Origin of the sequence: Kocuria arenosa (assembly GCF_042879215.1) — a bacterium.
GTDB lineage: Bacteria > Actinomycetota > Actinomycetes > Actinomycetales > Micrococcaceae > Kocuria > Kocuria arenosa.
Map to the genome: position 1 here is coordinate 451411 of NZ_JBHZTA010000002.1, position 19924 is coordinate 471334.

Here is a 19924-nt window from a genome sequence, read left to right on the forward strand (position 1 = left end):
GAGAAATCCCCCCAATGGTACCGGTCGGGGCGGGCGACCGGCCGGTAGCCCGCGGAGACCGCCTTCTCGATGTCAGACCCCGGTGAGACAATTGAACGTCTGTTGGGAGGACCATGACCAAGCGCTATCTCACGACCGGCGAGACCGCCGGACAGGACGACGTCCACTCCATCACCGCCACCGCGGAGCCGCACACCCAGGACATGGGCCACCGGATGAAGGTCTACAGCATCCAAATGGGCCTGCGCATCGTGTGCCTCGTCGTGTTCGTCGCGGTCGACAACATCTGGGTCCGGAGCGTCGCGATCCTGGGCGTGGCCGTCCTGCCGTGGATGGCGGTGCTGCTGGCCAACAGCAACGACCGCTCCACTCGGACGAGCCACTACTACGAGCCGCCCGCCGCGCCGGCGCTGGCCGCCGCGCCCGAGCCGGCACCGAAGGCCGAGCCGCCGGCGATCGGCTTCGTGCTCGAGGGCGAGTTCGTCGCCGGCCACGGGGAGGACGCCACCGCTCCTCCGGGCGCCGGGGGCACGGCCGCTCCCAGCGGGGACCCGGCTTCCTCCGCTACTGTCGAGGACGACACCGCCCGGCGCCGCGGAGCGGCCTGAGCCCGCCGCGGGCCGTCCCGGGACCCGACCGCAGACCCTGAGGAGCACGACCGCCGTGGAGTTCGACCTGCTCGGATCGCTGTCCCCGCGAGGCGCCAACGCTCCCCCGGCCGGGCCCGACACCCCGCAGTGCTCCCGCAAGGGGTGCCGCGCGGACGCCGCGTGGCAGATCCGCTGGAACAACCCGCGCATCCACGCGCCGGAGCGGCGCAAGACGTGGCTCGCGTGCCCGGAGCACCGCAGCGACCTCGAGCAGTTCCTCGGCGCGCGCGGCTTCTGGAAGGACACCGTCCCGCTCGCCGACGCCGGTCCGGCGCAGGAGCACCGGGGATGACCGCCTACCGCTTCCTGCTCAGCGGCAAGTGGCTCGGCTTCTTCCTCCTGGCCTGCGCCGCCGCCGTGGTCTCGGTGTACCTGGGCGGCTGGCAGATGGACCGCAACGACCACCTCGTCGGCGAGAACGCCAAGATCACGCAGAACTACCGCGCCGAGCCCCTGACCGGTGCGCAGGCCGCCGAGCAGTTCGCCGCCCACGACGAACGCCTCACCTGGCACCCTGTGGAGCTGACCGGCCGATACCTGCCGGAGGACCAGGTGCTGGTCCGCAACCGGCCGCAGAACGGGCGCGTCGGCTACGAGGTCCTCGTCCCGTTCCGCACGCAGGGCGGGGACATCGTGGTCCTCGACCGCGGCTGGATCCCCACGGGGGAGGCCGCCAACGGGATGCCGGACGAGGTGCCCGCCCCGCCCCCCGGGCAGGTGACGGTCACCGCCCGGCTCCAGCCCGGGGAGCCGGCCGTCGGCCGCGGCGCCCCCGAGGGGCAGATCGCCTCGATCGACCTCGAGGAGCTGCGCGAGCGCTGGGACCGGCCGATCGGGACGGCGGCCTACGGCGAGGTCTTCGCCGAGGACCCGGCGCCCGCGGTCGCTCCCGCGCCGTCCCCGGAGCCGGAGACCGACTCCGGGCCGCACCTGTCCTACTCGCTGCAGTGGTACGCGTTCGCGGCCCTGTTCTTCGTGGCCTACGGCTACGCGGCCCGCCAGCAGGCGCGCAACGACGCGTGGGACCGCCAGTTCGCCGAGGAGATGGAGCGGCGGCTCGCCAGGTTCTACGACGAGGACGGCAACTACACCGGCGAGGGCGACGAGGAACTCGTCGTCCGCCAGCTGGAGATGGCCGACGACATGCCCGCCCACCTCAAGTCGCTCATGCGGCCCCGGCCGCAGCGCCGGCGCTCCCGCCCCACGTGGGAGGACGAGGAGGACGCGATGCTCGACGCCCTCGAGCGCCAGGGCCGGTAGCCCGCCGACCGCACGGGGGCGGGTTGCTCAGGCGAGGGAGATGAGGTCCTGGTACTCCTGACTCCACAGGTCCTCGGTGCCGTCGGGCAGGATCACCACGCGCTCGGGGTCCAGGGCCTCGACCGCGCCCTCGTCGTGGGAGACGAGCACGACCGCGCCCTCGTAGGTGCGCAGCGCGTTGAGGATCTCCCGGCGGGAGGCGGGGTCCAGGTTGTTGGTCGGCTCGTCGAGCAGCAGCACGTTGGCGGAGGAGGCCACAAGGGTTGCCAGCGCCAGGCGGGTCTTCTCGCCGCCGGAGAGGACCCCGGCGGGCTTGGACACGTCGTCGCCCTGGAACAGGAACGAGCCCAGGACGTTGCGGACCTCCGTGTCGGCGAGGTCGGGGGCGGCGGAGCGCATGTTCTCCAGCACCGTCCGGTCCGGGTCCAGGGTGTCGTGCTCCTGGGCGAAGTAGCCGAGCTTGAGGCCGTGCCCCGGGACCACCTCACCGGTGTCCGGCTGGGCCTCGCCCGCCAGCATCCGCAGCAGCGTGGTCTTGCCGGCGCCGTTGAAGCCCAGGATGACCACCCGTGAGCCCCGGTCGATGGCCAGGTCCACGTCGTTGAAGATCTCCAGGGAGCCGTAGGACTTGGACAGGTCCCGGGCGGTCAGCGGGGTCTTGCCGCAGTCGGCGGGCTTCGGGAAGCGGATGTTCGCGACCTTGTCCGCCTGCCGCTCGCCCTCGAGGCCGTTCATGAGCCGCTCGGCGCGCTTGATCATCTGCTGGGCGGCCACGGCCTTGCTGGCCTTGGCGCGCATCTTGTTGGCCTGGTCCATCAGCGCGGTCGCCTTCTTCTCCGCGTTGGCGTACTCGCGCTTCCGGCGGTGGGCGTCCTGCTCGCGCTGCAGCAGGTAGTTCTTCCAGCCCATGTTGTACAGGTCGATGACGCAGCGGTTGGCGTCCAGGTACAGGACCTTGTTGACCACCATCTCCATCAGCTCCACGTCGTGGCTGATCACCAGCAGCCCGCCCTGGAAGTTCTTCAGGAAGTCCCGCAGCCACACCACGGAGTCGGCGTCCAGGTGGTTCGTGGGCTCGTCGAGGAGCATGATGTCGGCGTCCGAGAACAGGATGCGGGCCAGCTCCACGCGGCGGCGCTGACCGCCGGAGAGGGTGCGCAGCGGCTGGTCGAGGATGCGTTCGGGCAGATCCAGGTTGGACGTGATCGTCGCGGCCTCGGACTCCGCGGCGTAGCCGCCGCCGGCGAGGAACTCCGACTCGAGCCGGTCGTAGCCGCGCATGGCCTTGGTGCGCACGGCGTCCTCGTCGGAGGCCATGTCCTGCTCGGCCTGGCGCAGGCGGGCGACGACGCCCGCGAGGTTGCGGGCCGAGAGGATGCGGTCGCGGGCCAGCTGCTCCATGTCCTCGACCTTCGGGTCCTGCGGGAGGTAGCCGATGGCCCCGGTGCGCGTGACCGTCCCGCCCGCGGGCAGGGTCTCCCCCGCGAGGACCTTGGTCATCGTCGTCTTGCCGGCGCCGTTGCGCCCGACCAGGCCGATCTTGTCCCCCCTGTCCACCCGGAAGTTGACCTCGTCCATGAGCAGCCGCGCACCGGCACGCAGTTCGAGGTTCTGGACAGTGATCACGGAGGAGACCTTTCGGAGGGAGTGCGAGGAGGCGTGCGCCCGAACGGGCAACCGCACCATTCTACCGGTTCGCCTCCGCCGACGGCACCCCGATCAGGGACGCGCGGGCGCGTCCTTGCTCACGTGGTGCGGTGGCATCTCGTCGGCGAGCGCCGAGGAGGCGCCCGGCAGGGTGCGGGCGTTGTAGTCGACGATCTGCCAGCCGCGCTGCGGGTGCTCCGCCAGGACCGTCCACGCGCAGTTGGCCATCCCGGCGAACATCTCGCGCATCCGGGGCGGGGCGTCGAAGAAGGCGAGCAGACCGCTGCGCAGCGCCGCGCCGTGGCCGACGAGCACGCCCGTGCGACCCTCCCCGAGGGCCGCGGCCGCGTCGCCCAGCACCGCGGTCATCCGCTCGTCGACCTCCGAGGGCAGCTCGGCGCCCGGCACCCGGTAGTTCTCCTCGGCGAAGAAGCGCTCGTAGACCTCGGGGTGGCTGCGGCGGAACTCGGCGAAAGTGGTCCCCTGGCGGATGCCCACGTCGTACTCGCGCAACCGGGCGTCGAGGCGCACCTCGAGCCCCGTCAGCACGGCCAGTTCCCGGGCCGTGGAGCGGGCCCGGTTCAGGTCGCTGGACCAGACGAACTCCGGCTCGAAGGAGGCCAGTGCGGGGGCGGCCCGCCGGGCCTGGCGCCGTCCCACGGGGTCGAGGGGGATGTCGGCCTGGCCCTGGGCCCGGTCCTGGACGTTCCAGGACGTCCGACCGTGGCGCCACAGCACCAGGCGGCGCGTCTCCGGTCCCGGGCTCGTCCTCGGCGGGTTCATCGGCACCTCTCGTCACGGGCTCCGGGACGGGACCCGGCTCGTTCCCATGATGGCGCAGGCCCGCGCCCGAGGCCCGGAACCACGGGCGCGCCGTGCGGGGCGACCGTCGCGACACATTGGCCCACGTCCACTCCCTGCGTCTTCCACCGCGGGGAATCGCTCTGTAGTGTCCGGCTCGGATGAGCAAGTGATCCACGACTGCCCACCACCGGCGGAAGCGAGTGCGATGCGACAGGACGTCCGGGAGTGGTTCGCCACCCGCACCTACAACGGCCGACAGTGGTCACCCGAGCAGCTGGTGGAGCGCAAGGGCACCACCACGGTCAGCGTGGTCCTGCCCGCCCGCGACGAGGCGAGCACCGTGGGGACCATCGTCTCCGCGCTCCGGCGGGAGCTGATGGACGGCGTCCCGCTGATCGACGAGCTCGTCGTCATCGACTCGGACTCGACCGACGGCACGGCGGCGGTCGCCGCGGCCGCCGGGGCCCGGGTCCACCGCCAGGACGAGATCCTGCCCGCCCACGGCAACATCCCCGGCAAGGGCGAGGCCCTGTGGAAGTCGCTGGCCGTGACCTCCGGCGACGTGCTGGCGTTCATCGACGCGGACCTGCGCGAGTTCGACGCCCGGTTCGCCGTGGGCCTGCTCGGGCCCCTGCTGACGGAGCCCGACGTGCAGTTCGTGAAGAGCTGCTACGACCGTCCCCTGCACGACGGCGTCACCGTCCTGCCCGCGGGCGGCGGGCGGGTCACCGAGCTCGTGGCGCGCCCGCTGCTGAACCTGTTCTGGCCGCAGCTGGCCGGCCTGGTCCAGCCCCTGGCCGGGGAGTACGCCGGACGCCGGGAGCTGCTGGAGCGGGTGCCCTTCGTCTCCGGCTACGGCGTGGAGATCGCGATGCTGATCGACGTCCTGGAGACGGTCGGTCTCGACGCGATGGCGCAGGTGGACCTGGGGGTGCGCTCGCACCGCAACTCCTCGGACGCCGCGCTGGCCCGGATGGCGGCCCAAATCCAGCTGACCGTCCAGGCGCGGCTGCGCTGCGAGGGACCCCTGGGCCAGAGCGGCGGGTCCCTGACGCAGTTCCTGCGCCAGGGCGACCGCTTCCTCGACGAGACCCACGAGATCAGCGTCCGCGAGCGCCCGCCCATGGCCGAGATCCCCGAGTACACGGCGGTCCCGGCGGGCCGCGCCGCATGAGCCGCCTGCGGGTGCTGGTCAACGCGGGTCCCTGGTTGCCGGTTCCCCCGTCCGGGTACGGCGGGATCGAGACGGTGGTCGCCACCCTGGTCCCTGAGCTGCGCCGGGCGGGAGCCCACGTCACGCTCGCGACCGTCGGCCCCAGCACCCTGGAGGCCGACGACTACCTCCGCCCCCTCGAGGAGCCCGCCTTCCGCTCCATCGCCATGCCCTACAACCGGGTCTCGGGCATCGCGCACGCCCACATGCAGGGCCTCGTGGACGCCCTGCAGGAGCGGGGGCGGTGGGACCTCGTCCACGACCACCTGGAGGTCGTGGGCCCGTCCGTGCTGGGCGCGATGGGCGCCGCGGCCCCGCCGGTGCTGCAGACCCTGCACTGGGACCTGCGCAAGCACGCCGAGTTCTACGAGGCGTTCGACGGCCGGGGGCGGGTGCGGTTCGCCGCGGTCTCCGCGTCCCAGCTCGAGCGGGCGCCGGCCAACCTGCGGCGGCAGACGCTGGGCGTGGTCCCGCTGGCCGCGCCGCCGGGGCTCGAGGTCGACGTCGCGCCGGGCGAGCACGCCCTGGTGCTGGCCCGGATCACCGCCGACAAGGGACAGGACGTGGCCGCCCGGGTCTGCCGGCGGGCGGGGCTCCCGCTGGTGCTGGCCGGCCCCGTGGCAGGCATCGACGACCCCGAGGAGCTGGAGCGGCGGCTCGCCGACGGCGACGAGGCGCTGCGCACCCACCCCGACGTCCGGTACTGGCTCGACGAGGTCCGGCCCCTGGTGGACGGGACGTCGGTGACCTGGGTGGGCGGGGTGGCGGGCGAGGACAAGGAGCGGCTGCTGCGCTCGGCCCGGGCCCTGCTGACGCCCATCCGCTGGGCCGAACCGGGCGCCACCGGCGTCGTCGAGGCGCTGTCCCGGGGGGTGCCCGTCGTCGGGACGCCCCGGGGGGTGCTGCCCTCCCTGGTGGAGCACGGGCGCACCGGCTTCCTGGCCGCCGCGGAGGACGAGCTCGCCCGGCACCTGCAGGAGCTGGACGCGATCGATCCCCAGGCCTGCCGGGACGCCGCCGAGCAGTGGACGCCGGCCGGCATGGCCCGGCGCTACCTGGACCTGTACGACCGGCTGCTCGAGGAGAATCCCGCATGACGCTGAAGATCGCCCTCGTCGGGGCCGGCTCCGTGGCCCGGCGCCACGTCGACGTGCTGCACGGGCTCAGCGGGGCGCGCGTGGTCAGCGTGACGGACGCGCACCTGCCCGCCGCCACCGCCCTGGCCGCCGAGCTCGACGTCTCGGCGTTCACCGACCCCGGTCAGGCCCTCGACACCGTGGAGGCCGACGCCGTCTACGTCTGCGTGCCGCCGTTCGCCCACGGACCCGCCGAGCTCGCGGCCCTCGACCGCGGCAAGGCGCTGTTCGTGGAGAAGCCCGTGGGCCTCGGCCTGGAGGTCGCCGAGCAGATCGGCCGGCGGGTCCAGGAGAGCGGGGTAGTCACGGGGACCGGCTACCACTGGCGCTGCCTCGACACGGCCGCCCTGGCCCGGGCGCTGCTCGCGGACGCTCCCCCGCTGCTGGCCAACGGCTACTGGCTGGACAAGCGCCCGCCCGTGCCCTGGTGGGGGCGGATGGACCGCTCGGGCGGCCAGGTCGTCGAGCAGCTCACCCACGTGCTGGACACCGCCCGGTTCCTGCTGGGCGAGGCCGTCGAGGTGTACGCCGCCGGGGTGCGCAAGGCCCCGGACGGGGCCCCGCAGGACTACGGGGACGTCGACGACGCCACCGCCGCCACCGTGCGCTTCCGCTCCGGGGCCGTCGCCACGCTCGCCGCGACGTCGGCGCTCGCGGCCAAGCACCGGGCCGCCCTGCACACCGTGAGCCGGGGGCTGTACCTGGAGCTGTCCGAGCAGGGCCTCACCGCCTTCGGCGCGCAGGACCGCACCGAGCACACCCCCGCCGAGGACCCCAGGGTGACCGTGGACCGGGAGTTCCTCGAGGCGGTGCGCGGCGAGCGCGAGTCCACCCGCGCGCCCTACGGCGAGGCCCTGCGCACCCACCGGCTCGCGTGCGCGATCGCCGAGTCGGCCCGCACCGGCCTGCCCGTGGCCCTGGAGGAGGCCCTGGCGGAACAGGGCCCCGGCCACGAGCTGCGGAGTCCGGACGGCCGGGAACGGGCGGGCGAGCGGTGAGCGCGCGCCGCAACCTCGTCGTCCCCGCGCGGAACCGGATCGAGATCGTCGAGGAGGAGCTGCCGGAGGTCCCGGAGGGCGGGCTGCTCCTGGAGACGCTGGTCACCGGGCTGTCCGCGGGCACGGAGCTGGCCTTCGTCAAGGGCGACCACCCGGGGCTGCACTCCCGGCACGACACCGAGCTCGGGCTGTTCCGCCCCGGCGCCGCGGAGCAGGGCTACCCGGTCCGCCGCCTGGGCTACATGGAGGTCGCCCGGGTCGCCGAGTCCCGCACGCCGGCGTTCCGGACCGGTGACGTGCTGGCCACGGCCTACGGCCACGCCACCGCCCACGTCGCCGATCCGCTCACGGAGCACCTCGTGCCGCTCCCCGCGGAGCTGGACCCACTGCTCGGCGTCTTCGTGGCCCACTTCGGCCCGATCTGCGCCAACGGCCTGCTCCACGCCGCGGCGGACGCCGGACCGGTCCGCGAGCTCGGCGACGGGGTCTCCGGGCGCCTCGTGCTGGTCACCGGCGCCGGCCCGGTGGGGCTGATGACCGCCCTGTTCGCCCGCCTCCTCGGCGCGCGCGAGGTGGCCGTGGCCGACGCCGACCCGCGCCGCCGGGCGCTCGCCGAGCAGATGGGGTTCTTCCCCCTGGACCTCGACGACGACCCCGGCCGGGTGCTCAAGACCCGCTGGCGGCACGGGGCCGGCGACCACGGCGCGGACGTCGTGTTCCAGTGCCGCGGCAAGCCCGAGGCCCTGCACGCCGCGCTGCGCGCCGTGCGTCCGCAGGGCAGCGTCATCGACCTGGCGTTCTACACGGCGGGCGCGGACGCGGTGCGGCTGGGCGAGGAGTTCCACCACAACGGGCTCAGCCTGCGGTGCGCGCAGATCGGGCGGGTCCCCCGGGGTCTCGCCCACACCTGGGACCGGCAGCGGCTCTCCGCGGAGACGACCCGGCTGCTGGCGGCCCACTCCGGTGCGATCCGCGAGCACCTGGTCAGTGACGTCGTCCCCTTCGACGACGCACCCGCGCTGATGCACGACGTCGCGGCCCGCCGCCGGCACGTCCTGACCGCCGTGTTCGAGGTGGACGGCCGCGCCTGACCGGGGCCGATGCGGCTCCTGCGCGGCACCGGCCGGTGGACACCCTTCCGACAGCCGCCTTAGGGTTGGGGCGAGCGCCGTCGTCGTCGCACGACCGCACCCCCGACCACAGCCTTCCCCGAGGAGTCCCGCATGGCCACGTCGTCCCGACCGGAACAACCGCCTCGCCGCCCCGGCGGGGGCTCTTCCAGCGCACCGCTGCACGCCGAGAGCCTCCTCGGCGGACAGGTCGACCCCGGCAGCAGCGCGGCCCCCGCCATGGGCCCCGGGGTCGAGCCCGCCGGCTTGGAGGAGGCCACCCAGGCGCTGGCCCCCGCGGTCGGCCCCTGGGCGGACTCGCTCGGCCGGGCCGGTTCCCGCGCCGCCCAGACCCTGCTCGTCGCCTTCGTGGTGGTCGGGGTGATCTGGGTCCTGCTGCAGGTCAAGGTCGTGCTGATCGCCGTGCTCGTGGCGCTCATCCTCGCCTCCGCCGTGGGCCCGGCCGTGAAGTGGCTCGAGCGCAGGGGCTGGTCCAACCTGCTGGCCACCCTGGCGGCCTTCCTCGGGATCCTGGCCCTGGTCGGTGGCGTGCTCACCGGCATCGTGTTCGCCGTGCGCAGCGAGTGGGACACGCTCAGGGCCTCGGCGCAGGAGGGCTGGAACGAGCTGCAGCGCCTCGTGCAGTCCGGGCCGATCCCCGTCGACACGGCCGCCATCGACTCGGCCGTCCAGCAGGCCGGGGACTTCGTCACCAGCGGCTCGTTCGCGGGCGGCGCCCTCAGCGGCCTGGGCGCGGCCACGGAGTTCGTGACCGGGCTGGTGCTGATGATCGTCGTGCTCTTCTTCTGCCTCAAGGACGGCGAGAAGATGTGGAACTTCACGCTGCGCTGGTTCCGCGGCGAGCGCCGCGCCAAGCTCGCGGAGTCCGTGGACCGCAGCGCGCAGGTGCTCGGCGGCTACGTCCGGGGAACGGCCTTCGTGGCGGCGGTGGACGCCGTGCTCATCGGGGTGGCGCTGGTGGTCCTCGGCGTGCCCCTGGCCGTCCCGCTGGCCGTGATCGTGTTCGTCACCGCCTTCATCCCGGTGGTCGGGGCGACCGTCGCGGGCATCATCGCCGCGCTCGTGGCCCTGGTCACCAACGGGGTCGGCGTGGCGCTGGCCGTGGTGGTCGTCGTCGTGATCGTCAACCAGATCGAGGGCAACATCCTGCAGCCGATCATCATGGGCCGGACCCTGAGCCTGCACGCGCTCATGGTGCTGCTCGCCCTGACCGTCGGCACCCTGGTCGGCGGCATCTTCGGCGCCATCCTGGCCGTCCCGTACACCGCCGTCGCCTGGGCCGTCATCCAGGTCTGGTCCAGCCGCTACCAGGTCGGCGACGACCCGGTGCTCGGCCCGGACCCGGTGAACCAGAAGGACCGTGTCGAGGCCAAGGCCACGATGGCCGAGCGCTGGAAGTACCAGCGGATGCGCTACCAGCAGGCCCTGGGCGGGCGCTTCGGGGCCACGGAGCGCGACGCCGTCCGGCAGGACGACGACGCCGAGGCGGGAACCGCGGAGGACGAGAGCACCGGTTCCGCCGCCGGGGCCCGCAAGCCCTAGTCTGGGAGCCATGACCAACGTCGAACGCCGCCGCGCCATCACCGCCGAGGACCTCGCGAACATCGCCGTGTTCGCCGCCCTCACCGCCGCCCTGTCCGTGCTGCCCGGGATCCCCCTGGGTGCGGCGGGGGTGCCGCTGACCCTGCAGACCCTTGCCGTGTTCCTGACCGGCCTGGTCCTGGGCGGCACCCGCGGGCTGCTGGCGGTGGCGCTGTACGTCCTGGTCGGACTGATCGGCGTCCCGGTCTTCGCGGGCTTCCGCGGCGGGCTCGGCGTGCTCGCCGGCCCCTCGGCGGGCTACATCCTGGCCTTCCCGTTCGCCGCGGCCGCGGCCGGCTACGTGGCCCAGTGGCTGATCCCGGCCCGCCGGGCCAACGACGGCGGCGCCACGAACGCCCGCTACGAGCGCACCGGCACCTACACCCTGCGGCTGGGGGCCGCGGCCCTGGCCGGGTTCGTGGTCATCCGGATCGGCGGCGTCCTCGGCCTGGTGGTCAACGCTCGCCTGCCCTTCCAGGACGCGTTCCTCGCCGACCTCGTCTTCTGGCCCGGCGACCTGATCAAGGTGGTGCTCGCCGCGGTCATCGCCGTGGGCGTGCACAAGGCGTTCCCCCGGATCGCGGGCACGCGCTGACCCGTGCCCGGAACCCCCGGGGCCGCGGCCCTCGTGTGCTCCCGCGTCACCGTCACGGCGCCCACCTCCTCGGGTGAGCTGACCCTGCTGCGGGACCTGGACGTGCGCCTGGGCGAGCAGCGGGTGGCCGTGGTCGGGCTCAACGGGTCCGGCAAGTCGACCCTCCTGCGCCTGTTCAACGGTCTCGTCCGCCCGTCGTCGGGCACGGTCACCGTGCACGGCACGGACGTGGCCCGGGACGTGCGGGCGGTCCGGCGGCGGGTGGGCTTCGTGTTCACCGACCCCCTCTCCCAGCTGGTGATGCCGACCCCCGTCGAGGACGTCGAGCTGTCCCTCCGCGGGACCGGCGTGCCCCGGGGACGACGACGGCGCGCCGCGCTCGAGCTGCTCGAGCGCGTGGGCCTCGGCCACCGGGCCGAGCACAGCATCTACGACCTCTCCGGCGGGGAGCGCCAACTGGCGGCGTTCGCGGCCGTCCTGGCCGTGGAGCCCGAGGTGCTGGTCCTCGACGAGCCCACGACCCTGCTCGACCTGCGCAACCGGGGGCGGCTCCTGGGGCTGCTCGACGGACTGCCGCACCAGCTGCTGATCTCCACGCACGACCTCGGCCTGGCCGCGACCGCGCCCCGTGTCCTGGTCCTGCACGAGGGGGCCCTGGTCGCGGACGGCCCCCCGGAGGAGGTCGTCCCCGCCTACGAGCGGTGGTGCGCGCACGGCTTCCCGCAGGAGGCCCGCCCGTGAGCCGGGGCCCGGACCTCTTCGGCAGCTACTCCCCCGGCACCGGTCCTCTGCACCGCGCCCCGCTCTGGGCGAAGGGGCTCGGCGTCGTCGCCGTGACCCTGGCCGTGGTGCTCTCGCCCTCGTGGCCGGTGCCGACCGCGCTGGCTACACTTCTGGTGGTCGCAGGCTCCGCCGCGGGCATCGGCGCCCGCGAGTGGTGGCAGGGCATCGCGCCCGCCCTGCCCGTGCTGGTCCTGCTGGCCGTCTACCACGTGCTGACCTCGGGGCCGGCCATGGCCGCCGACGTGGTGCTGACGATCGTCGTCCTCCTCGTGCTCACGCGGGTCCTGATGCACACCACGCCCCTGCCGGAGCTGCTCGACGGCGTGGTGTGGCTGTGCTCGCCGGTGCGGCTGGTCGGGGCGGACCCCGAGCGCATCGGCCTGGCGATCTCCCTGATGCTGCGCTCGATCCCCTTCATCGTGGGCGCCGTGGGCGAGCTCCGGGACGCCATGCGCGCCCGCGGCCTGCGCCCCGACCCGGTGCGGCTCGTGACCCCGGCGGTGATCTCCACCGTCGCCTACGCCGAGCGGACCGGTGAGGCCCTCGCCGCCCGCGGTTTCGACTGAGCGCCGACCTCCGCACCACCATCAGACGGCTTACACTTCGGTCATGAGTTTCGACAACAGCTCCCAGCTGGACGCCTCGCGCGTCGGCAGCGGCGGCGGGCGGGGACGCGGGATCGCCGTGGGCGGAGGACTGGGCGGCGGGCTGCTGCTGCTCGTCGTGGGGCTGCTCTTCGGCCAGGACGGCATCGACGCGATCACCGGCGGGGGCGGGCAGGACACCGGGTCGCAGTCCTCCGTGGAGCAGGAGCGGGCGGAGCGCTGCCGGACGGGCGAGGACGCGAACCGGTACACCGACTGCCGGATGATCGCCACCGCGCAGAGCCTCGACCAGTTCTGGGAGGACTATCTGCCGCAGGCCACGGGCGAGCAGTACGTGATGCCCGGCGTGGAGCTGTTCGAGGGACAGACCGACACCGGGTGCGGCGCGGCGTCCTCGGCCGTGGGCCCGTTCTACTGCCCCGCCGACGAGACCGCCTACCTCGACATCGCGTTCTTCGACGAGCTGCAGACCCAGTTCGGCGCCGAGGGCGGTCCCCTGGCCGAGGAGTACGTGCTCGCCCACGAGTTCGGCCACCACATCCAGAACCAGATCGGCACCCTCGGCTACGCCCAGCAGGACCCGCAGGGCCCGGAGTCCGGCGCCGTGCGCGTCGAGCTGCAGGCCGACTGCCTGGCCGGGCTGTGGGCCGGCGGCGCCGCCGGGGACGCCTCCGGGGCCGTGGACCTGGGCGACATCTCCCAGGAGGAGCTCGACCAGGCCCTCGACGCCGCTTCGGCCATCGGTGACGACCGGATCCAGGAGACCACCCAGGGCCGGGTCAGCCCCGAGAACTTCACCCACGGCGCCTCCGCCCAGCGGCAGCTGTGGTTCTACGCCGGCTACCGCACCGGCGACCTCAACGCCTGCGACACCTTCAGCGCACGCGACCTGAACGCCCCGCCGGCCCTCTGACCCTCGCCCCCGCGCGGGCCCGCCGAGTCCCCAACCCACAGCACCCTCCTGCGCCGAGTCCCCAGCATGCTCGCAAGTCCCCCGGATTCGGCATGGGGATTTGCGAGCACATGGGGGACTCGGCGCAGGAGGGGGACGACAGTGCACACATCTCGGGTTGGCGACCTGGGTGCACCCCGTGGGAGCTCACTTGCGGCGGTTGTCGCGGACGAACACGCCCTGGCTCTGTCGGCGGACTTCGAAGAGTCCCGTGGCCTCGACCATGCCGCTCAGCTTGGCATAGCCGTAGTTGCGGGAGTCGAAGGACGCCTGATCGCCGATCTGGTGACCCACCGCCGCAAGATTGGCCCACCCGTCCTCCCCGCCCGCGGCGTCGACGGCGCTGCGGAGCATCTGCACGAGGCGCGCGTCGCCGCGCAGCTTTTGCTGCGGCACCCGGGTGAGGGCCGTGCCCGGACTCCCGGGGCTCTCCGGCACCGAGTCCCCGAGTCCTTCCACGTAGGTGAACTGGGAGCAGGCGTTGATGAACGGCTCGGGGGTCTGCCGCTGCCCGAAGCCGTACACCTTGGCCCCCTCGGTGAGGATCCGCATCACGAGGGGGGGTGAAGTCGGCATCGCTCGAGACGATCGCGAAGCCGTCGACGGACCCGGCGTGGAGCAGGTCCATCGCATTGATCACCATGGCCATGTCGGAGGCGTTCTTGCCGGTGCTGTAGGCGAACTGCTGGATCGGACGTACCGCACGGCAGGGTGCTAACGCCACGGCGGCGAGGGTCCCTCAGGCCAGGGACAGGGCGAAGGACAGCGCGAAGCCTGCCGTGGTGCTCAGCGCGACCGCCGGACCGCCGTGCTCGTAGGCCTCCGGCATCAGGGTGTCGGCCAGGGATGCGATCACCGCGCCGGCGGCGAAGGCCAGGGGCAGCGAGATGGTCTCGGGATTGCTGCCGGCCAGCGGTCCGGCGCCGATCAGGACGGCCACCACCAGGAGCACGCCACAGACCGTCCAGAGCAGGACGGCCTTGCCCCTCGGCATGCCCTGCTCGCGCATCGAGGCCGCGCCGACCAGGGACTCGGGCAGGTTGGACACGAAGATCGCCGCGAGCAGCGCCAGCCCGCCGGTGCCCTCCGTGAGCGAGACACCGAGCGCCACGTTCTCGGGCACGCCGTCGAGGGTGACGGCGGCCAGCAGGGCGAGACCGGCGGCGCCACCGGTGGAGGCGGACGTCGGCGCCTTCTCGTCCGCGGCGGCGTCGGTGTCCAGCTTGGCGCTGCCCTGCTGCTTCTCGGCGTCCTCGCCACGGGGTCCGGGCTGCGCCCAGCGGTCCAGGGCGGCGCTCAGGGCGGTGAAGACCACCGCGCCGGCGAACAGGCCGATCACGGCCAGTGGCAGGCCACCGCGCTCGTAGGCGTCCTCGAACAGCTCGAAGGCCAGCGCGGTGATGAGGGCGCCGGCGGCGAAGGACAGCAGGATGGCGAGCACGCGCTTCGGGAGCTCGAAGCGCACGCCGACCAGCGCCCCGATGATGAGAGCGCTCGAGGCGATGATCCCGAAGAGCAAGGTCTGACCCATGAGGGCAGTGTAGGAGGGGGCCGCGGCTTTGCACCCACAATCCGCAAGGTTACTTATGGAGGTGCCGCGGCGCCGCAGCGGGTACCGGCAGCGCACGACGACGGCGGCCCGCCCACCTCGGTCAGAGGGGGCGGGCCGCCGCGGTGATGCAGGAGGGGAGGATCAGATGTTGAAGCCCAAGGCCCGCATCTGGTCGCGGCCGTCCTCGGTGATCCGGTCGGGACCCCACGGCGGCATCCAGACCCAGTTGACGCGCCACTCGTCGACCATGGGGTCGAGGTTCGCCGCGCACTGGTCCTCGATGACGTCCTGCAGCGGGCACGCGGCCGTGGTCAGCGTCATGTCGAGGACCAGGGCACCGTCCTCGGCCCACTTGGAGCCGTAGAGCAGGCCCAGGTCCACGATGTTGACGCCGAGCTCGGGGTCGATGACGTTCTTGAGCGCCTCCTCGACCTCCTCGGCGGAGGGCCGGCCCGCGGTCGCGGGGTCGGCGGTGGTCTCAGCAGGGGTGTCGGCCATCGCTGGCCTCCTTTCGGGACTGGTGGGGTCGGGTCGCTTACTTGGCCGCGGCCAGGTAGCGGTCGTAGCCCTCGTTCTCGAGCCGGTCGGCGAGCTCGGGCCCGCCCTCGTCGACCACGCGGCCGTCGTGGAACACGTGCACGAACTGCGGCTTGATGTAGCGCAGGATGCGGGTGTAGTGGGTGATGAGCATGACGCCCATGTCGTTGGTCTCGAGGGCGCGGTTGACGCCCTCGGAGACGACCTTGAGCGCGTCCACGTCGAGGCCGGAGTCGGTCTCGTCCAGCAGGGCGATCTTCGGCTTGAGCAGCTCGAGCTGGAGGATCTCGTGGCGCTTCTTCTCGCCGCCGGAGAAGCCCTCGTTGACGTTGCGCTGGATCATGTCGGGGCTGATCTTCAGCTGCTCCATGGCGGCCTTGACGTCCTTCGTCCACGTGCGCAGGGAAGGAGCCTCGCCGTCGATCGCGGTCTTCGCGGTGCGCAGGAAGTTGGAGGTCGTCACGCCGGGGATCTCCACCGGGTACTGCATGGCCAGGAACAGCCCGGCGCGGGCGCGCTCGTCCACGGACATCTCCAGGACGTTCTGGCCGTCCAGGAGGACCTCGCCGGAGTCGACGACGTACTTGGGGTGCCCGGCGATGGTGGAGGCCAGCGTGGACTTGCCGGAGCCGTTGGGGCCCATGATCGCGTGGACCTCACCGGACGTGATGGTCAGGTTCACGCCCTTGAGGATCGGCTTGGTGGTCTCGTCGTCGAGCACGACGGACGCGTGCAGGTCCTTGATCTCGAGAGTTGCCATGGATGGTTCTCCTGTGGTCGAAAAAGTCTATGGTCGAAAAGGGTGCGAGCGGGAAGAGGCTCAGTAGTTCGCGGAGGTGAGCTCGTCCTGGACGGCCTCGCGCAGCCGCTCCTCGATGTCCGGGACACCGATCTGCTGGATGATCTCGAAGAGGAACCCGCGGACCACGAGTCGGCGCGCCTCGTCCTCGGGGATGCCCCGGGACATGAGGTAGTACAGGTGCTCGTCGTCCAGCTGGCCCGTGGTGGAGGCGTGGCCGGCACCGGCGATGAGGCCGGTCTCGATCTCCAGGTTCGGCACGGAGTCCATCCGCGGGCCGTCGTTGAGGATCAGGTTCCGGTTGAGCTCGTAGGTGTCGGTGCCCTCCGCGACGGAGCGGATCAGGACGTCGCCGACCCACACGCCGTGCGCGTTCTCGCCCTGCAGCGCGGACTTGTAGGTCACCCGCGACGTGCACTTCGGCTGGGAGTGGTCCACGAACAGCCGGGACTCCAGGTGCTGGCCGGCGTCCACGAACGTCAGCCCGTACAGCTCCACGGAGCCGCCCGGGGCGTCGAAGCGGGTGGACGGGGTGACGCGCACCAGGTCGCCGCCGAGGGAGACGAGCACGTGCTTGAACGTGGCCGCCCTGCCGAGGCGCGCCTGCTGGGAGGAGGCGTGCACGGCGTCGTCGTCCCACTCCTGGAGGGTCACCACGGTCAGGTTCGCGGAGTCGCCGACCCGGAACTCGACGTTCTGCGAGAGCACGGCGCTGCCGTGGTGGCGCAGGACGACAAGGGCCTTGGAGAAGGGCTGGGCGTCGATGACCAGGTGCTGGGCCGCCGGGGTCGCGTCGGTGCCGTGGATGTCGACGACGACCGGCTGGGTCACCTCGGCCTCCTGCGGCACCGTGATCACGGTGGCCCCGGTGACGCTGCTCCACGCGTTGGCGGAGACCCGGTCCTCGGGGGTGCCGGCGCTGCCGATGCGGGCGTCGTCGCGGCCCACGGTCTCCACGCGGACCGCGTCCGAGTCGACGGTCACCGCGGGTGCCGGGCCGGTGAGGGCGTCGGCGTGCAGGCCCTTGAGGCGCTTGAGCGGGGTGAACCGGAAGTCCTCCTCCCGGCCCGTGAGCTTCGGGAAGTCGGCGACGTCGTAGGACGTGCGCCGCCCGGCACGGGAGGAGTCGGGCACGCCCGAGATGTCGCCGTGGGAGGTGTGCCGCACCAGGGTGTCGTTCTCGACCTTGTCGCGGGCCAGCCGCTCCCCCTCGAGGTCCATGCCCGGGATGGCGACGCGCCCGTCACCGGTGCGGACCCCGTCGACCTTCTCGCCCAGGTTGTCGTAGACGCCCTTGGCCGCGCCGGCGGCCTTCTCGGCCACCGCGGTGGCGGCAGAGGCGGCGGCCTCCGTGGCGTTGCGAATCGTTTCGTTCAGTTTGGACATGTCAGCCAACGGATCCTTCCATCTGCAGTTCGATGAGGCGGTTGAGTTCGAGCGCGTACTCCATGGGCAGTTCGCGGGCGATCGGCTCCACGAAGCCGCGCACGATCATCGCCATGGCCTCGTCCTCGGCCATCCCGCGCTGCATGAGGTAGAACAGCTGCTCCTCGGAGACGCGCGAGACGGTTGCCTCGTGGCCCATGGTGACGTCGTCCTCGCGGATGTCGACGTACGGGTACGTGTCGGAGCGGGAGATCGTGTCCACCAGCAGGGCGTCGCAGACCACGTTGGACCGCGAGCCGTGGGCGCCCTCGCGGACCTGCACGAGACCGCGGTAGGCGGCGCGGCCGCCGTTGCGGGCCACGGACTTCGAGACGATCGACGACGACGTGTTCGGGGCGATGTGCACCATCTTGGAACCGGTGTCCTGGTGCTGTCCCTCGCCGGCGAACGCGATCGAGAGGGTCTCGCCGCGGGCGTGCTCCCCGGTCATGTAGACCGCCGGGTACTTCTGGGTGACCTTCGAGCCGATGTTGCCGTCGATCCACTCCATGGTGGCGCCCTCGTGGGCGATCGCGCGCTTGGTCACGAGGTTATACACGTTGTTCGACCAGTTCTGGATGGTCGTGTAGCGCACGCGGGCGTTCTTCTTGACGATGATCTCCACGACGGCGGAGTGCAGCGAGTCGGTCTTGTAGATCGGCGCGGTGCAGCCCTCGATGTAGTGGACGTAGGAGTCCTCGTCCGCGATGATGAGCGTCCGCTCGAACTGGCCCATGTTCTCCGTGTTGATGCGGAAGTAGGCCTGCAGCGGGATCTCGACGTGCACGCCCTTGGGGACGTAGACGAACGAGCCGCCGGACCACACGGCCGTGTTCAGGGACGCGAACTTGTTGTCGCCCACGGGGATGACGGTGCCGAAGTACTCCGCGAAGAGCTCCGGGTGCTCCTTGAGCGCGGTGTCGGTGTCGAGGAAGATGACGCCCTGCTCCTCCAGGTCCTCGCGGATCTGGTGGTAGACGACCTCGGACTCGTACTGGGCGGCCACGCCGGAGACGAGCCGTCCGCGCTCGGCCTCGGGGATGCCGAGCTTCTCGTAGGTGTTGCGGATGTCCTCGGGCAGGTCCTCCCAGGTGGCGGCCTGCTTCTCCGTGGAGCGCACGAAGTACTTGATGTTGTCGAAGTCGATCCCGGACAGGTCCGCGCCCCACGTGGGCATGGGCTTGCGGTCGAAGAACTTCAGGCCCTTCAGCCGCAGGTCGGTCATCCACTGCGGCTCGCTCTTCTTCGCGGAGATGTCCCGGACGACGTCCTCGTCGACACCGCGGCGCGCGGAGGCGCCGGCGACGTCGGAGTCGGCCCAGCCGTACTCGTAGGTGCCGATGCCCTCGAGCTCGGGGTTCTTCTCCAGGATGTCGGCGATGACAGTGTCGTTGCCGCTGGCGATCTGGTCAGTCATGACGGCCTTCCTCTGTTGTCTGGTCTGTGATGTGGTCCGCGGTGTGGTCTACGGAAGTCGGTGCCGCGGCGGGTCCCGGCCGCGTGAGGGGCACGTGCGTGGTGCACACGTGCGCGCCGGCGGCCTGCGTGGAGAGCCGGCGGACGTCGGTGCCGAGCAGCCGGGCGATGAGCTCGGTCTCCAGCTCGCAGAACTGCGGGTAGCGGGCGGCCAGGTCGCGCACGGGGCAGTGCCCCTGGCACATCTGCGCCGACACGATGGTGCGGGACTCCCCGCGGCCGACGGCCACCTCGTTGGTGGAGGCGGCGAACCCGTCTCGGCTGAGCAGCCGCACCAGGACGGGCAGGCGGTCGGCGACGTCGTCCCCGGCGGCCTCGACCTCGGGGCGGTAGGACGCCTCCAGGCGGTCCACGCGCTCCTGGATGAAGGACTGCACGGCGTCCGGCCCGGCGATGCGCCGGATGGACTCGAGCGCGTCGGTCGCGATCTCGAGGTAGTCGTCGCCGAGCTTGGCGTGGCCCTCGGGGGCGACGACGTAGCGCCGCGCCGGCCGGCCGGCACCCCCGCTGCGGCGGCGGACCATGGTGACCTCGATGAAGTGCTGCTGCTCGAGGGCGTCCAGGTGGCGGCGCACGGCGGCCGGGGTCAGCTCGAGCATCTCGCCGAGGTCGGCGGCGGAGACGGGACCGTGCTCGAGGACGGCGCCGAGCACGCGCGAGCGGGTGTTCTCCTCCTGCTCCGCCCGCGGGCCGGAGCGGGACCTGCTCCTGGCGTCCGTGGTCTGAGTCATGGGTGAACCGATCGCTTCCTGGTCGGGGTGGAGGTTCTCGTGGTGCAGCG

21 protein-coding genes are annotated in these 19924 nt (G+C 72.5%); 12 read left to right on the forward strand and 9 right to left on the reverse strand.

Going from position 1 to position 19924, the window contains the following annotated elements; all coding sequences use genetic code 11:
- The first annotated feature begins 113 nt into the window (after window positions 1–113).
- Genes ACFYE3_RS05595 through ACFYE3_RS05605 form a run of 3 tightly spaced genes read left to right on the forward strand, consistent with a single transcriptional unit; the run spans window position 114 to window position 1910 of the window.
- Window positions 114–608: a DUF3099 domain-containing protein gene (locus ACFYE3_RS05595; RefSeq protein WP_387606856.1), complete on the forward strand. Its 495-nt coding sequence runs from the start codon at window positions 114–116 to the stop codon at window positions 606–608.
- 55 nt (window positions 609–663) lie between these two features.
- Window positions 664–942, forward strand: coding sequence for a hypothetical protein (locus ACFYE3_RS05600; RefSeq protein ID WP_387606858.1), 279 nt, complete (start codon window positions 664–666; stop codon window positions 940–942).
- Window positions 939–1910, forward strand: coding sequence for an SURF1 family cytochrome oxidase biogenesis protein (locus tag ACFYE3_RS05605; protein WP_387606860.1), 972 nt, complete (start codon window positions 939–941; stop codon window positions 1908–1910). The genes ACFYE3_RS05600 and ACFYE3_RS05605 overlap by 4 nt, the downstream gene beginning before the upstream one ends.
- A 27-nt stretch (window positions 1911–1937) precedes the next feature.
- Here ACFYE3_RS05605 and abc-f read toward each other — a convergent pair whose 3' ends face one another.
- Together abc-f and ACFYE3_RS05615 are read right to left on the reverse strand one after the other, a co-directional pair.
- The gene (abc-f, locus tag ACFYE3_RS05610) at window positions 1938–3536 is read right to left on the reverse strand and encodes a ribosomal protection-like ABC-F family protein (RefSeq protein WP_387606861.1); all 1599 of its coding nucleotides are present in this window, start codon (window positions 3534–3536) and stop codon (window positions 1938–1940) included.
- Between the two features lie 93 nt (window positions 3537–3629).
- Window positions 3630–4340 carry a histidine phosphatase family protein gene (locus ACFYE3_RS05615; protein ID WP_387606863.1) on the reverse strand — a complete coding sequence of 237 codons (711 nt, stop codon included), beginning with the start codon at window positions 4338–4340 and terminating at the stop codon, window positions 3630–3632.
- 226 nt (window positions 4341–4566) lie between these two features.
- Between ACFYE3_RS05615 and ACFYE3_RS05620 the strand changes: the two genes are divergently transcribed.
- The 9 genes from ACFYE3_RS05620 (at window position 4567) to ypfJ (ending at window position 13315) form a co-directional block, all read left to right on the forward strand.
- Window positions 4567–5535, forward strand: a complete 969-nt coding sequence (locus ACFYE3_RS05620; protein ID WP_387606864.1) for a glucosyl-3-phosphoglycerate synthase — start codon at window positions 4567–4569, stop codon at window positions 5533–5535.
- Window positions 5532–6671 carry a glycosyltransferase gene (locus ACFYE3_RS05625; RefSeq protein ID WP_387606865.1) on the forward strand — a complete coding sequence of 380 codons (1140 nt, stop codon included), beginning with the start codon at window positions 5532–5534 and terminating at the stop codon, window positions 6669–6671. Before ACFYE3_RS05620 ends, ACFYE3_RS05625 begins: the two co-directional genes overlap by 4 nt.
- A complete protein-coding gene (locus ACFYE3_RS05630; RefSeq protein ID WP_387606866.1) occupies window positions 6668–7708 on the forward strand; it encodes a Gfo/Idh/MocA family protein in 1041 nt (346 codons plus the stop codon). Before ACFYE3_RS05625 ends, ACFYE3_RS05630 begins: the two co-directional genes overlap by 4 nt.
- Window positions 7705–8799 (forward strand): zinc-dependent alcohol dehydrogenase, encoded by a 1095-nt coding sequence (locus ACFYE3_RS05635; protein WP_387606867.1) that lies wholly within the window; start codon window positions 7705–7707, stop codon window positions 8797–8799. Before ACFYE3_RS05630 ends, ACFYE3_RS05635 begins: the two co-directional genes overlap by 4 nt.
- A gap of 132 nt (window positions 8800–8931) precedes the next feature.
- Window positions 8932–10380: an AI-2E family transporter gene (locus ACFYE3_RS05640; RefSeq protein ID WP_387606869.1), complete on the forward strand. Its 1449-nt coding sequence runs from the start codon at window positions 8932–8934 to the stop codon at window positions 10378–10380.
- 10 nt (window positions 10381–10390) lie between these two features.
- Entirely contained in the window at window positions 10391–11014 is a 624-nt protein-coding gene (locus tag ACFYE3_RS05645; protein WP_368831181.1) for a biotin transporter BioY, read from the forward strand.
- 3 nt (window positions 11015–11017) lie between these two features.
- Window positions 11018–11755, forward strand: coding sequence for an energy-coupling factor ABC transporter ATP-binding protein (locus ACFYE3_RS05650; RefSeq protein ID WP_387606871.1), 738 nt, complete (start codon window positions 11018–11020; stop codon window positions 11753–11755).
- A complete protein-coding gene (locus ACFYE3_RS05655) occupies window positions 11752–12363 on the forward strand; it encodes an energy-coupling factor transporter transmembrane component T family protein (RefSeq protein ID WP_387606873.1) in 612 nt (203 codons plus the stop codon). Before ACFYE3_RS05650 ends, ACFYE3_RS05655 begins: the two co-directional genes overlap by 4 nt.
- 43 nt (window positions 12364–12406) lie before the next feature.
- Entirely contained in the window at window positions 12407–13315 is a 909-nt protein-coding gene (gene ypfJ, locus ACFYE3_RS05660) for a KPN_02809 family neutral zinc metallopeptidase (RefSeq protein ID WP_387606875.1), read from the forward strand.
- Between the two features lie 186 nt (window positions 13316–13501).
- Here the strand turns inward: ypfJ and ACFYE3_RS05665 are convergent, their stop codons facing one another.
- The 7 genes from ACFYE3_RS05665 to ACFYE3_RS05695 form a co-directional block, all read right to left on the reverse strand.
- Window positions 13502–13930, reverse strand: coding sequence for an NYN domain-containing protein (locus ACFYE3_RS05665; RefSeq protein WP_387606878.1), 429 nt, complete (start codon window positions 13928–13930; stop codon window positions 13502–13504).
- 163 nt (window positions 13931–14093) lie between these two features.
- A complete protein-coding gene (locus tag ACFYE3_RS05670) occupies window positions 14094–14885 on the reverse strand; it encodes a ZIP family metal transporter (RefSeq protein WP_387606879.1) in 792 nt (263 codons plus the stop codon).
- Between the two features lie 162 nt (window positions 14886–15047).
- Window positions 15048–15404 carry a metal-sulfur cluster assembly factor gene (locus ACFYE3_RS05675; RefSeq protein WP_368831188.1) on the reverse strand — a complete coding sequence of 119 codons (357 nt, stop codon included), beginning with the start codon at window positions 15402–15404 and terminating at the stop codon, window positions 15048–15050.
- Between the two features lie 37 nt (window positions 15405–15441).
- A complete protein-coding gene (sufC, locus tag ACFYE3_RS05680) occupies window positions 15442–16203 on the reverse strand; it encodes a Fe-S cluster assembly ATPase SufC (RefSeq protein ID WP_368819844.1) in 762 nt (253 codons plus the stop codon).
- A 60-nt stretch (window positions 16204–16263) separates the two neighbouring features.
- Window positions 16264–17463 carry a Fe-S cluster assembly protein SufD gene (sufD, locus tag ACFYE3_RS05685; RefSeq protein ID WP_387606997.1) on the reverse strand — a complete coding sequence of 400 codons (1200 nt, stop codon included), beginning with the start codon at window positions 17461–17463 and terminating at the stop codon, window positions 16264–16266.
- Between the two features lie 166 nt (window positions 17464–17629).
- The gene (gene sufB / locus ACFYE3_RS05690; protein ID WP_035923965.1) at window positions 17630–19084 is read right to left on the reverse strand and encodes a Fe-S cluster assembly protein SufB; all 1455 of its coding nucleotides are present in this window, start codon (window positions 19082–19084) and stop codon (window positions 17630–17632) included.
- Window positions 19077–19874: a helix-turn-helix transcriptional regulator gene (locus ACFYE3_RS05695; RefSeq protein WP_387606882.1), complete on the reverse strand. Its 798-nt coding sequence runs from the start codon at window positions 19872–19874 to the stop codon at window positions 19077–19079. Before ACFYE3_RS05695 ends, sufB begins: the two co-directional genes overlap by 8 nt.
- Window positions 19875–19924: the final 50 nt, after the last annotated feature.

Coding starts and splice junctions, on each gene's coding strand:
- ACFYE3_RS05625 (WP_387606865.1), top strand. CDS start 5,532: ATGAGCCGCCTGCGGGTGCTGGTCAACGCGGGTCCCTGGTTGCCGGTT.
- ACFYE3_RS05615 (WP_387606863.1), bottom strand. CDS start 4,340: ATGAACCCGCCGAGGACGAGCCCGGGACCGGAGACGCGCCGCCTGGTG.
- sufC (WP_368819844.1), bottom strand. CDS start 16,203: ATGGCAACTCTCGAGATCAAGGACCTGCACGCGTCCGTCGTGCTCGAC.
- sufB (WP_035923965.1), bottom strand. CDS start 19,084: ATGACTGACCAGATCGCCAGCGGCAACGACACTGTCATCGCCGACATC.
- ACFYE3_RS05640 (WP_387606869.1), top strand. CDS start 8,932: ATGGCCACGTCGTCCCGACCGGAACAACCGCCTCGCCGCCCCGGCGGG.
- ACFYE3_RS05695 (WP_387606882.1), bottom strand. CDS start 19,874: ATGACTCAGACCACGGACGCCAGGAGCAGGTCCCGCTCCGGCCCGCGG.
- ypfJ (WP_387606875.1), top strand. CDS start 12,407: ATGAGTTTCGACAACAGCTCCCAGCTGGACGCCTCGCGCGTCGGCAGC.
- ACFYE3_RS05670 (WP_387606879.1), bottom strand. CDS start 14,885: ATGGGTCAGACCTTGCTCTTCGGGATCATCGCCTCGAGCGCTCTCATC.
- ACFYE3_RS05630 (WP_387606866.1), top strand. CDS start 6,668: ATGACGCTGAAGATCGCCCTCGTCGGGGCCGGCTCCGTGGCCCGGCGC.
- ACFYE3_RS05620 (WP_387606864.1), top strand. CDS start 4,567: ATGCGACAGGACGTCCGGGAGTGGTTCGCCACCCGCACCTACAACGGC.
- ACFYE3_RS05645 (WP_368831181.1), top strand. CDS start 10,391: ATGACCAACGTCGAACGCCGCCGCGCCATCACCGCCGAGGACCTCGCG.
- ACFYE3_RS05605 (WP_387606860.1), top strand. CDS start 939: ATGACCGCCTACCGCTTCCTGCTCAGCGGCAAGTGGCTCGGCTTCTTC.
- ACFYE3_RS05675 (WP_368831188.1), bottom strand. CDS start 15,404: ATGGCCGACACCCCTGCTGAGACCACCGCCGACCCCGCGACCGCGGGC.
- sufD (WP_387606997.1), bottom strand. CDS start 17,463: ATGGACCTCGAGGGGGAGCGGCTGGCCCGCGACAAGGTCGAGAACGAC.
- ACFYE3_RS05665 (WP_387606878.1), bottom strand. CDS start 13,930: ATGCCGACTTCACCCCCCCTCGTGATGCGGATCCTCACCGAGGGGGCC.
- ACFYE3_RS05595 (WP_387606856.1), top strand. CDS start 114: ATGACCAAGCGCTATCTCACGACCGGCGAGACCGCCGGACAGGACGAC.